The sequence below is a fragment of the Shewanella sp. SR44-4 genome (assembly GCF_014163715.1).
Classification (GTDB): domain Bacteria; phylum Pseudomonadota; class Gammaproteobacteria; order Enterobacterales; family Shewanellaceae; genus Shewanella.
On record NZ_JACJDU010000007.1, the window covers coordinates 88,048 to 100,246 of the forward strand.

The window sequence follows — 12,199 nt, forward strand, 5'->3', positions numbered from 1 at the left end:
GGCTCTAGGATAAATAGTTCGACGGCCAAATGGCACTGATTTTTTCTAAAACGCCCTCAAAACCACAGTGGTTGGAGCAGTTTAGCGCTTTTGCATAAATTGACTTTGTTCTTGAATGAGTCGTTGGGTGTATTCATGTTGTGGTGAAGTAAATAAGGCCTCAGTAGTTGATTTCTCGACCATATGACCATTTTGCAACACCATAATTTTATCGCTTACATGACGAATAATATTCAGATTATGTGATACAAAAATATACGATAATCCCATCTCTTTTTGCAGCTTTAATAGCAAATTAATAATCTGAGACCGGACCGATAAATCTAAAGCCGTTAGTGCTTCATCTGCAATAATAATTTTAGGGTTAAGCATTAAGGCACGTGCAACAGCGACACGCTGTTTTTGGCCTTCGGAAATCATGTGTGGATAAAACTCTGCGTGTTCAGGTAATAAGCCGACTTTTCTTAAGGTTTCAATCACCAATGTTTTTCGTTCAGTTGAACTTAATTGGGTATTAAACCGTAACGGTTCTTTAAGTAAGTTACCAATCGATAAACGTGGATTAAGCGAGGTTGTCGGATCTTGGAAAATCATCCGGATCAACCGACACCGTTGTTTTAAATTACGTGTTTCTAAAGCTTCACCTTCAAAAAATATGTCGCCGCCACTGCGTTGTTCAGCACCCACTAGAATTCGGGCGAGGGTACTTTTACCCGAGCCGACCGACCCCACAATAGCCAAGGTTTCACCACGACCGAGTTCAAATGAAACCGGAGAGAGAGCCTGATAATATTGAGGTTTAAAATGCTTATAACCGGTTAAGTATTGTTTACTTAAGTCGGTTACTTTAAGCAATGGCATCGTCATCTTCTTGCTCACTTTTATAAGGGAAATGGCAGGCAAAATAGCGGTCTTTAATATGTTCAAGATTAGGCTGTTTTACACATTGGCGTTGGGCTTCTGGGCAACGTGGACCAAGCCGACAACCGGCAGGTAAATGCTGCATCGACGGCGAAGAGCCTTGCAGTGTGGGTAAGTTAGCTTTATGACGCATTTTTTCAGTATGGTCAGGTAGATTTTTTAATAATGCCCGTGTGTAAGGATGATAAGGCATTGCTACCATTTCGCTAACAGGGCCTGATTCCATAACTTGACCACTGTACAAAATCGTTAAGTTATCACACCAGTGCACCATGGTTTCTAGCTCATGGCTAACCAATAAAATAGACACGTTTTGCAGTTGATTGAGTTGCGACAATAGTCTGAAAATTTGCGCTTGGGTGTTGAGCTCCATTGAGTTGGTTGGCTCATCGGCAATCAGCAATTTAGGATGATTCGCCACAGCCATCGCAATCATCACTTTTTGGCATTCGCCCTCAGACAATTCCCATGGATAGCACTTCATCAGTTGTTTTGGTTTTTTTATACCGACTTTGTGGAGCCATTTCTGCGCGTTTAAATAGGTCGCCTTTCCACGTCGCCAAAAAGGAATATTTTTGTTGGGTACCATAGCTTCAATCAATTGACTGCCAATGGTTTTAACCGGATCTAAACTGCCAGAAGGGTCTTGGAAAATCATCGCCATTTCACTGCCCATCAGGCAGCGTCGTTGCTTGGAACTCATTTCTAATAAGTTTTTTCCATCCCACATCATACGGTCAGCAATAATATGCCAATTAGGACCTAGTACGCCTAGAATCGCTTTGGCCAATAAACTGCGCCCAGAGCCAGATTCGCCAACAAGTCCATGGATTTCACCTGGATTAATAGTCAAACTGACTTTTTCGAGCACTTTCACAGTGCCCTCAGGTGTATCTAATTCAATGGTGAGATTACGAATATCGAGTAAAGGCATAGGTTAATTTCTTATCGGTGCAAGCGCAGAACGTAAACCATCGCCGACTAAGTTGACCGATAATACAGTAAACAAAATCGCGACACCTGGGATAGTAACGGTCCAAGGCGCAAGCAGTAAATTATCAAGCCCTTGTGCGACCATTGCACCCCATTCTGGACTCGGTGCTTGTGCACCAAGGTTTAAAAAACCGAGAGCGGCAATATCGAGTATTGCGGCAGATATTGCCATAGTGACCTGAATAATCACCACATCCCATACATTGGGCATGATGACATACCAAAAAACTTGTAACGAGTTGGCACCGTCTAATTTGGCTGCGGTAACATACTCTTTTTGAAGCTCTTCATGAACCGCTAGATGGATAGCACGCACAAATTGTGGAACCATCGCAATCCCAACGCCCCAAAACACATTATTAAGCCCAGGTCCCATGACAGCAACCACTAGAATAGCCATTAATAACGATGGGATAGACAGTAATGCATCGAGCAAGTGGCTTAACACACTCGACTTTATGCCGTGCATCATTCCTGAAAGAGAACCAATAATAAAACCAAATATCAGCGATGCAGTAACAATTAATAATGACATGCCAAAGGTTAATTGTACGCCGTGTAAGATTCGACTAAAAATATCTCGTCCTAGATCGTCGGTTCCAAGGAAGTGTTCTACAGTACCAGCTGGATCCCATGATGGCGGTAAAAGTAATACTTGTTGGTCTTGCATCTCTGCTGAATAAGGCGCTATAAACGGGGCGAAAATAGTTAATATTAATAAAAAAATCACTGCCCATAGACCGATCACCGCAAATGGGTTAGCAGAAAATGTTTGCCACATTCGCCACATAGGCGAGGCTATATGGTCTTCTTGGTATATTTTAATTCGAGGCATACAATTCCTTTCTGCTCATTGGATTGATTGCGGTATGCAGTAAATCAATCAAAATGCTTAAGAAAATAATTAATAATGAAACAGATAAGATACCCGCTTGAATAACAGTATAGTCACGCTGATAAATGCCCGACACTAACCAACTGCCAACCCCTGGCCACGAAAATATCACTTCAACCACAATGCCATAGCTGGCAAATGATCCCAGCATTAAACCAATACTTTTTATTACCGGAATTAAGGCATTGGGCAAAACATGACGGAGTAGAATTTTAGCCGTGTGTAAACCGCGAGCTTCAGCGGCGCGGATATAGGTTTGATTCATCACATTTAAAATGGCTTGCCGGGTGATCCTCACTACCAAGGTAAAAGGAAGTACCGCTAAAGTGACCGCCGGTAAAATCAAGTGTAATAAAGCATCATGAAACGCCGGAATGCGATAACTAGAATCGGATAATAAAGTGTCGACCAGCATAAAACCTGTCACAGGTTCAATTTCATAAAGTAAATTGATTTGGCCTGAAATAGGCAGCCAGCCGAGATTCACCCCAAACCACATAGATAAGGTCAAGCCGAGCCAAAATACCGGAATAGAATAGCCTGTTAAGGTGATGGCTAAAATACTGCGTTGCAGTGCTTTGTTATTACCTAATGCGGCTAGCACGCCAATGGGCACGCCAAAAAACACGGCAATAAAACCAGAAAATAATGATAATTCAAAAGACGCAGGTAGTACTGCTTCAAGCTCCTCCAATACCTCTTGCTGTGAGTTACTGGAAATACCAAAGTTACCCGATAAGCGCTGGCGCAAGTAGGCGGTAAACTGCAGTAATTGGTTATCATTTAGTTGATAGTCTTGCTCTATTTGCTGTTGTTGTTCAAGCGTGGGATATTGAACCCCAGACAGAGAATATGCTTTACTGACAGGAAACTGTCCTGATGCCATAAAGAGTACGGCCACCATGACTAGCGACGTGGCCATAAACAGGGTTATGCGACTAAAAAGATAACGCCACATTTATTCAGTTCCCTCTATTGCTTGAGTTGTTTTGGCGAAGGAAATACCGCCATAAGGCCTAATTTGCATGGCGGTAATATTGCTCTTTTTCAACACCACTTTTTTGGCATGTGCGATTGTTACTAGCGGAACTTGATCGCTAATAATGGCTTCTGCGGATTGATAAAATGCTTTGCGTTCAGGTTGAGTCGATACGCTCTGAGCTTGGGTTAACAGATGTTCAAAGTCTTTGTTGCACCAACGAGAGCGATTATTATTAGAAGCTAATGCGGCGCAGCTTAATAGTGGAGTGAAAAAGTTATCAGGATCGCTATTATCCGCATTCCAACCAATAAGCACTGAATCATAATTGGAACTGGCTAACTTCTGAGTGAATACACTCCAATCATAGCTAATGATATTCAGTTTTACGCCAATACGGGCTAGATCGGCTTGAATGAGCTCCGCTGTTTTCAATGCACTCGGATTATAAATTCGCGCCACTGGCATGGCCCACACATTAATGGATAAGTTAGATACACCTGCTTGGTGCAGTAATACTTTGGCTTTTTCAGGGTTATATTCATTTGGAGATAAGTTTTTGCTGTAAGCCCAAGATGCCGGAGGTAAAACGCCTGTCGCTTCGACAGCGGTATCGTTATATACCACGTCTAGAATATTATTTTTATCGATAGCATGCGCAAGTGCGCGTCTTACACGAACATCATCTAATGGCGGTTTTTGAGTGTTAAAGGCCCAAAATGCGACGTTCAATCCAGGTTTTGCATCGATAATAATATCTTTATGTTGGTCAAGCACTGCCAGTTCACCAGCTTTAGGTAATGCTGAAACGCTGCAGTCTCCGGTAATTAATTTAGCAATACGTGCAGTGCTTCTGGGGGTGATATCAAACACTAATTGATCAAGCTCGACCTTAGGGCCCCAATAAACTGGATTCTTTTTGTAGCGAATATATTCATTTTTCACATACTGGCTAAGCTGAAAAGGTCCTGTGCCTACCGCGTAATAATCGATATCTTCAGGTGTGCCTTGCGCTAACAGTTGATAACCATATTCTGCCGACAACACTACGGCAAAGTCAGTGGCCAAATTAGATAAAAAAGAAGCGTCTTTCCGAGTTAAATGAAACATAACCTGGTAGTCGTTTACTTTTTCAATGTAGCCAATTAAATCAGCAAAACCAATGCTTTGAAAAAATGGATAACCGGTTCTACTGACTAAGTGATAGGGATGCAGTGGATCAATAATCCGATTAAACGAAAACAACACATCATCTGCATTAAAGTCTCTTGCTGGAGTAAAATTGCGGGTCTTATGAAAACTCACATGTTGACGTAAAGTAAATAGATAATTTAAACCATCATCGGACACCTGCCATGATGTCGCCAAACCAGGTGTGATTTCGGCTTTTTCTTGGCTGTAATTGACGAGTCTACTGTAAATTTGATGTGAAGTTGCATCAATAGTGGTGCCTGATGTAACAAGCTGAGGGTTAAAGCTTTCAGGGTTACCTTCACTGCAATACACAAGGCCAGAAGGCAATTGCACTTGTCCGCATGCAGCCAGCATGATGCTGGAGAGACATAAAGACATCTGCTGATACCAGCGTTTTACTATAACAGGCATAGTGTGATCATTTTTTATCGACTTTGAGTGGGTATTTTAACAGTGTTCATTGCATTGGGGCAATGAGCATATCCAAGCTTGATTCAGCTCTTGTCGAGTAAATTGTACTTTTTCAAAATACCTCGAAGCTGATGGTAGCTTAAGCCCAACAAATCGGCGGTTTTTTTCTGATTATATTGGCCTTCAGCTAATGCTCGTTGCAATAGTTCTATTTCGCTGTTTTCGGTGTATTCTTTAAAATCTATCGGGAATTCGATGCTATTAAGCACCACAGATGTTTCCGTTTTAATATTTAACTCAGCCGATTCCGTCACTGGTGTTGGTGCATGTTCTATTTGATTTAATTGACGTTCGCGGGTTTTGACGCGATTTACAGGACGATAGGGAGATGCAAAAGGATCTAAAATAATATGATCAATCTCTTGGCCATCAGCGCCTTCACGGTAAACACTTCGCTCGACGACATTCTTTAATTCCCGGATATTTCCTGGCCAGCTGTGCATCATTAATTGTTCTACCGCCAACGGACTAAAACCACTAAAATATTCCAGTGATAGTTGCCTTGCCATGCTAATAGCAAAATGTTCGGCCAATGGCATAATGTCTTCGGTTCTATGTCTTAATGGTGGCAAGGTGATCACATCAAAGGCTAAACGATCGAGTAAGTCCGCTCGGAATTCACCATTGTCAGCCAAGGTAGGTAAATCTTCATTGGCGGCACAAATCAGTCGCACATCAGATTGAACCGTTTTACTGCCACCGACTCGTTCAAATTCACCATATTCGATGACACGTAACAACTTTTCTTGGATTAATCCAGAAGTGTTGGCTAATTCATCTAAAAACAGTGTTCCGCCATCGGCGCGTTCAAAACGGCCTTCGTGTCGTCCTTTCGCACCCGTAAATGCACCAGATTCATGGCCAAAGAGTTCACTTTCGAGTAAGTTTTCACTTAATGAAGAACAATTGAGTTTAATAAAGCTTTGATCCCAACGAGGGGATAAGTAATGTAGTCGTTCGGCAATTAATTCTTTACCCGTACCGCGTTCACCAATAATGAGCACCGGCTTAGATAATGGCGCGACTTTAGACACATGTTCTAATACTTCAAGCAGTGCATTAGATTGGCCGATGAGATTGTCTTGCTGGAATTGTTTGCTCACAGTTAGCTTACTCGCAAAATTGTTAGTGAATTAGACTAATAATTGGTGAAAATCATAATAAATGGCTTGAGTGTTAAAAGAAAGCAAAAGTTAAATATTTGTTTAAGTATATGATGTTGTTGCATTTGTAAATGTTGGCACGTAATGTGTAATACCAACTGCGACATCCACGTTAATTTTGAGGAACACATTATGGGAATTTTCTCTCGCTTCGCAGATATCGTTAATTCAAATATCAGCGCAATACTTGATAAAGCCGAAGATCCAGAAAAAATGGTCCGTCTTATCATTCAAGAAATGGAAGACACACTTGTTGAAGTACGTTCAACCTCCGCTAAAGTATTGGCAGAGAAAAAAGAATTACTTCGCCGGATTGCTCGTGTTCAAGAGCAAGTTCAAGATTGGCAGAATAAAGCTGAGTTAGCGTTATCCAAAGATCGTGAAGACTTAGCCAAAGCCGCGTTGAGTGAAAAGCAAAAAACGGTTGGTTTATTGCAAACACTTGAGATGGAACTGCAAGTTGTTGAAGAGCATGTCGCTCGTTTAAAAGATGAAATCGCTCAACTTCAAGAAAAATTGAATGATGCTCGTGCTCGTCAAAAAACCATCATTATGCGTAAGCAAACTGCCACTTCACGTTTAGAAGTCAAAAAGCAGCTTGATTCAAGCAAAATCGATGATGCAATGATGAAGTTTGAACAATACGAGCGCCGAGTTGAAGGACTTGAGGCACAAGTAGAATCATATGATTTAGGTAAAAAGAACGTTCTAGCTGACGAGTTTGCAGCATTAGAAGCAGAAGATTCTGTCAATGATGAATTAGCAGCATTAAAAGCAAAAATGAGTGCGAAAGCACAACCTAAATCTAAAGCGTAAATTTATTCAGAGGTGAGTTATGGATATGGATCTTCTTATTGCACCAATTATCATCTTTATGGTTGTTGTGGCACCTATCTGGTTGGTTCTTCATTATCGCAGTAAGCGACAAGTGAGCCAGGGGCTCACCGAGGAAGAATTTAACCAGCTTAATGGTCTCATTGCGAAAGCTGAAAAAATGAGCGGTCGCATTGAAACATTAGAAGCGATTTTAGATACTGAATCACCAGAATGGAGAGCAAAACATGGTCCCATCTAATGGTCGTACTCTATACCGCAACCCAAAAAATGGTAAAGTGGCTGGGGTGTGTTCAGGTATTGCAGATTACTTTAACTTTGAAACATGGCTAGTGCGAGTCATTGCTGTGTCGATATTCTTACTCGGTGGAACAGGGATTGTGTTTGTTGTTTATATTGCCTTATGGATGATATTAGACATCAAACCACAAAACTTAGACAACAAAGAAAATCACAAAGATATTGAAATTAAAAAGAAAATTTGGCAAGCAGGTGAACCTGCAAAGCAAGCATTGTTTGATGTTAATCGTCAATTTAACGGATTAGAACTCCGTTTAAGACGACTCGAAGAACATGTCACCTCAGACAACTTTGATCTTAAACGCCAAATCAATAGTCTTTAATCCTTCTAATGGGCGGTTATCCGCCCGTGTTTTTTGGGGAGCCATCAGCCATCATGAGATTTTTAGATCGTTCCTTGTTTAAAGTCAGCCAAACCGCTCAGTCTATTGTTAACCGCAGTACCGATCGTCATGTCAGATTAGCCGTCACTGGGTTATCCGGTGCAGGTAAAACCGCTTTTATTAGTGGCTTAGTAAATCAGTTATTGCATGCAGGAAAAGGCGCCAAGCACAATCCTTTACCATTATGGCAAGTGGCACGCGAAGGTCGGTTAATTGCTGTCAATCGCGCTATGCAACCTGATTTAGACATTGCCAGTTTTGATTATCAAGGTGCAATGAATGCATTATGTTCGTCGCCTCCTTATTGGCCTGCTTCAACCAAAAACATTACCGAATTACGTTTAGCCATTAAGTATCAGCCTCAACAAGGTTTGTTAGCTAAATTAACAGATACCGCAACCTTGTACGTAGATATTGTTGATTATCCAGGTGAGTGGTTACTTGATTTACCGATGCTTAAACAAGATTTTACTCAATGGTGTTTATCACAACAGGTTAATGTGGCATGTTTACGTCACTCGCCCTTATTTAGCGCATTCAATCAAGCTGTAGAGACATTAGAGTTAAGCCAATTAGCTGATGAACAGCACCTTAAGCACATTGCTGACTTGTATCAAACTTTATTGGTCGACTTGGTTAGACAACAGGGATTTTATCACGCTCAACCAGGGCGTATGTTGTTACCGGGCGAATACGAAAATACCCCGTTATTGACATTTTTCCCATTGCTTACCTTAAGCCCAATTCAGCACTCAGAATTATCAGCAAGCCCAAGCGATTCAAATTATCATGTCCTTAAGCGCCGTTATGAGCAGTACGTATCACAAGTTGTTAAGCCATTTTACCGCGACTACTTTTCTCGATTTGATCGCCAACTAGTGTTGGTTGATTGTTTAAACGCACTTAATCATGGTCAGGCACAGTTTAATGACATGGGGCGCGCATTAAACAGCATTATGGAAAGTTTTCAGTTTGGCCAGTCGAGCTTAATTAAACGTTTATTTTCACCGCGGATAGACAAAGTGTTATTTGCTGCCAGCCAAGTAGACAGAGTGACCCGTGATCAGCAAAGCCATGTGCTTAGTTTGTTAACCGCAATGCTGCAACAAAGCCAGCATTATGCCAACTTTGAAGGCAGTGAAGTTGAAACCATGGCGATAAGTGCTATTAAGGCTACTCAACACGGGATGGTTAATATAGAGGGTGTTCAACAAGAAGTGGTAAAAGGCACTGGGCTTGATGGTAAGCAAGTCACCGTATACCCAGGAGATGTGCCCACATCATTACCCGATGCAGAGTTTTGGCAACAACAAGGGTTTAGCTTTAGTGCTTTTCTACCGCCCAATTTGAGCCATATCCACGATAATAATCCGCAATTCGAACACATTCGTCTCGACCATCTCTTGGAGTTTCTATTAGGCGATAAATTGTCTTAATGGTTTTATTTTGAGAATAAATGTGAGCATTAGTTATGAATGAACCTACACGTAATTCGCCGATAAAAAAATCGCAAATATTTACCGAGTCAGATCTTATTGTGACAGATGAGATTCAATCGGCTGAAGAAGCAATTAAGCCGACTAAATCATTTGAAGAAGTTGACTTTATTTGTGAGCAATCGCTAACAGAATTGCCAGCAGCAATGGAAGACAGCATTAAACCTGCAAAGGCTAAGCGTTGGTCGTTATTGGCTATATTATCGGTAATTGGTTTGGTGTTATTGGTTATCGTACAAACCGTGATGGGGTTACTTGACTCTTTTCAACAAAGTCCGTGGTTATTTGGTTTTTATGCTTCTGTGTTATCCATTGTTAGCTTATGGGCCACGGTCATTACGATTAAAGAATGGCGTAAGTTGGTTAATCTTAAACAAGTCAGTGATCATCAAAGCACAGCTGAACGATTATCCCAAAGCATGCAAATGGGCGAAGCCAAAACGTTTTTGGCACCAATATTAGCCAAATACCCAAATAATCAGGCTAAACAACAATATTTACAAGCTTGTAGCCATGAACATAATGATGCAGAAATCGTGTTGTTATTCGAAGATATCGTGTTATCCGAGCGCGATTTACTGGCCAAGAAACGCGTTAACCGCTTTGCTGCTGAGTCGGCATTATTATTAGCCGCAAGCCCTTTAGCTGCGCTGGATATGGCTATTATCTTGTGGCGAAATCAAAAAATGATTAATGAAGTCGCTGCCATTTATGCCGTGGAGCTGGGTTACTGGAGCCGCATAAAACTGATTCGTAGTATTGTGACGAATATTATTTATGCTGGCAGTACCGAGGTGATTACCGATTTAGGTACCCAATTATTATCAGTAGAAATGACCGGCAAGGTGTCTGCTCGGATTGCACAAGGACTTGGTGGTGGTTTACTTACCGCAAGGTTAGGTTATCAAGCCATGAGCTTGTGCCGGCCGATTGCATTTAACAAACACAACAAGCCTAAATTATCCCACGTTCATCAACATTTACTCGGTGAATTAAAGCAGTTTACTTCGTCAATGATGTCTAAAAATAAACAGAAACAAACTCAGTCAGCTGATAATAGCGAATAAATTAGTGTTTTTTTTGTACAATTCAATTTTGTTGACTACAGTTAGCCTCCGATTCGGAAAACGTATAGCGTTCTGAATCGTTCGAGCTTGGTAATGGAGAAGGACGCATACCAGCAAACTAAGGAAAGAAAGGAGAATCTAATGAAATCATTGTCATTAACTGCATTATTAATGGGTTTATGTTGCTTGCTAAGTAGTCATTCTTACGCCGCTGAAACGGTAAAGACAATGGCAGAGCCCACAAAACAAGCCACAAAATCGATGGAGAAAAAGTCAACGGCTATGCAAAAGGTCAATATCAATAAAGCCAGCGCTGAAGAATTACAAGCGCTGAAAGGTATTGGGCAAGCCAAAGCAAAAGCGATTGTTGACTATCGAACCAAAAACGGCAAATTTACCGATCTGAAACAGTTAACCATGGTGACAGGAATTGGTGAAAAGTTAGTCAGCCAGAATACCGAGAATATGAGTTTCTAACTGAGACGCTTATTAATACAAAAACGGAAGCAATTGCTTCCGTTTTCTATTTCAGCGAACCCAAATGCAGGTTAACTAATCCAGGTTAACCAATCCAGGTTAACTATTGTGCATTAAGTGCTTGGCCATTGGTGTCGATAGATTCATTACCCATTAAGAATAAATAAGTCGGCATAATTTGTTCAGCTGTTTTTAGTGTTTGTGGATCTTCAGCAGGATAAGCTTTTGCACGCATTTCTGTACGAGTCGCGCCTGGGTTAATACTATTAACCCTTACAGAGGTATTGTCACATTCATCAGCTAATACTTGCATCATGCCTTCGGTGGCAAATTTAGAAAATGCATAAGGTCCCCAATAAGCACGACCTTTACGTCCAACACCGCTAGAAGTAAACACAATTGAAGCATGCTCGGCTTTACGCATAATAGGCAATAATGACTTGGTCATGATGGCTTGAGCCGTGACATTGACCTTCAAAATGGTTTCAAGCGAGGTTAAATCGATATGCTCAAATGGACCTAATGCCCCCAACTGAGATGCGTTATGCAATAAACCATCTAAATGACCAAACTGCTCGGCAATGGTGTCTGCCATATCAATATAATTCTGTTCGGTCGCGCCTTTCATATCTAACGGTACAATGGCTGGCTTTGGATAACCGGCATTAACAATTTCATCGTATACGTTTTCGAGTTTTTTAACGGTCTTACCGAGCAAAATTACCGTTGCGCCGTGTTTGGCAAATTCGATTGATGCTGCACGACCAATACCGTCTCCAGCGCCCGTAACCAAGATTGTTTTGTTATTGAGTAAATCTTTTGCAGCTTGATATTCCAACATGATTGATTATTTCCTCTTAGCGCAATCGCCCGTCAAATCTAGTACCGGATAAAAAATAAACGACCGTTTGAAACAAATGATTAATAATTGTATGAGAATAGGTCATTTGCATGTAACAAACTTGTAGCTAACTCAATAATTTTACGTTAACTTGAGAATAGTTAAGGACTAACATAAGTCCTTAT

13 protein-coding genes are annotated in these 12,199 nt (G+C 41.1%); 6 read left to right on the forward strand and 7 right to left on the reverse strand.

What is annotated here, in order from left to right; genetic code table 11:
* Window positions 1-81: 81 nt before the first annotated feature.
* The 6 genes from H5125_RS05520 to pspF form a co-directional block, all read right to left on the reverse strand.
* Window positions 82-867, reverse strand: a complete 786-nt coding sequence (locus tag H5125_RS05520) for an ATP-binding cassette domain-containing protein (RefSeq protein ID WP_011638034.1) — start codon at window positions 865-867, stop codon at window positions 82-84.
* Window positions 848-1,855 (reverse strand): oligopeptide/dipeptide ABC transporter ATP-binding protein, encoded by a 1,008-nt coding sequence (locus tag H5125_RS05525; RefSeq protein WP_101087861.1) that lies wholly within the window; start codon window positions 1,853-1,855, stop codon window positions 848-850. The genes H5125_RS05520 and H5125_RS05525 overlap by 20 nt, the downstream gene beginning before the upstream one ends.
* A 3-nt stretch (window positions 1,856-1,858) precedes the next feature.
* The gene (locus H5125_RS05530; RefSeq protein WP_101087863.1) at window positions 1,859-2,749 is read right to left on the reverse strand and encodes an ABC transporter permease subunit; all 891 of its coding nucleotides are present in this window, start codon (window positions 2,747-2,749) and stop codon (window positions 1,859-1,861) included.
* The gene (locus tag H5125_RS05535; protein ID WP_101087865.1) at window positions 2,736-3,767 is read right to left on the reverse strand and encodes an ABC transporter permease subunit; all 1,032 of its coding nucleotides are present in this window, start codon (window positions 3,765-3,767) and stop codon (window positions 2,736-2,738) included. The genes H5125_RS05530 and H5125_RS05535 overlap by 14 nt, the downstream gene beginning before the upstream one ends.
* Window positions 3,768-5,393, reverse strand: coding sequence for an ABC transporter substrate-binding protein (locus tag H5125_RS05540; protein WP_182743735.1), 1,626 nt, complete (start codon window positions 5,391-5,393; stop codon window positions 3,768-3,770). It lies immediately after the preceding gene.
* An 83-nt stretch (window positions 5,394-5,476) separates the two neighbouring features.
* Window positions 5,477-6,556 carry a phage shock protein operon transcriptional activator gene (gene pspF, locus H5125_RS05545; protein WP_101087869.1) on the reverse strand — a complete coding sequence of 360 codons (1,080 nt, stop codon included), beginning with the start codon at window positions 6,554-6,556 and terminating at the stop codon, window positions 5,477-5,479.
* 192 nt (window positions 6,557-6,748) lie between these two features.
* On the opposite strand from pspF, the gene pspA reads away from it, so the two are divergent.
* The 6 genes from pspA to H5125_RS05575 all read left to right on the forward strand — a co-directional run bounded on the left by pspA (window position 6,749) and on the right by H5125_RS05575 (window position 11,173).
* Window positions 6,749-7,432, forward strand: a complete 684-nt coding sequence (gene pspA, locus H5125_RS05550; protein WP_011638028.1) for a phage shock protein PspA — start codon at window positions 6,749-6,751, stop codon at window positions 7,430-7,432.
* 19 nt (window positions 7,433-7,451) lie between these two features.
* Window positions 7,452-7,691, forward strand: coding sequence for an envelope stress response membrane protein PspB (gene pspB / locus H5125_RS05555; RefSeq protein WP_086019761.1), 240 nt, complete (start codon window positions 7,452-7,454; stop codon window positions 7,689-7,691).
* Window positions 7,678-8,073 carry an envelope stress response membrane protein PspC gene (pspC, locus tag H5125_RS05560; RefSeq protein WP_101087871.1) on the forward strand — a complete coding sequence of 132 codons (396 nt, stop codon included), beginning with the start codon at window positions 7,678-7,680 and terminating at the stop codon, window positions 8,071-8,073. The genes pspB and pspC overlap by 14 nt, the downstream gene beginning before the upstream one ends.
* A 53-nt stretch (window positions 8,074-8,126) precedes the next feature.
* Window positions 8,127-9,569, forward strand: a complete 1,443-nt coding sequence (locus tag H5125_RS05565) for a YcjX family protein (RefSeq protein WP_101088204.1) — start codon at window positions 8,127-8,129, stop codon at window positions 9,567-9,569.
* A 35-nt stretch (window positions 9,570-9,604) separates the two neighbouring features.
* The gene (locus H5125_RS05570; RefSeq protein WP_101087873.1) at window positions 9,605-10,696 is read left to right on the forward strand and encodes a TIGR01620 family protein; all 1,092 of its coding nucleotides are present in this window, start codon (window positions 9,605-9,607) and stop codon (window positions 10,694-10,696) included.
* A 141-nt stretch (window positions 10,697-10,837) separates the two neighbouring features.
* Window positions 10,838-11,173: a helix-hairpin-helix domain-containing protein gene (locus H5125_RS05575; RefSeq protein WP_101087875.1), complete on the forward strand. Its 336-nt coding sequence runs from the start codon at window positions 10,838-10,840 to the stop codon at window positions 11,171-11,173.
* A gap of 103 nt (window positions 11,174-11,276) precedes the next feature.
* Here the strand turns inward: H5125_RS05575 and H5125_RS05580 are convergent, their stop codons facing one another.
* The gene (locus H5125_RS05580) at window positions 11,277-12,014 is read right to left on the reverse strand and encodes a YciK family oxidoreductase (protein WP_011638022.1); all 738 of its coding nucleotides are present in this window, start codon (window positions 12,012-12,014) and stop codon (window positions 11,277-11,279) included.
* Between the last annotated feature and the right edge of the window lie 185 nt (window positions 12,015-12,199).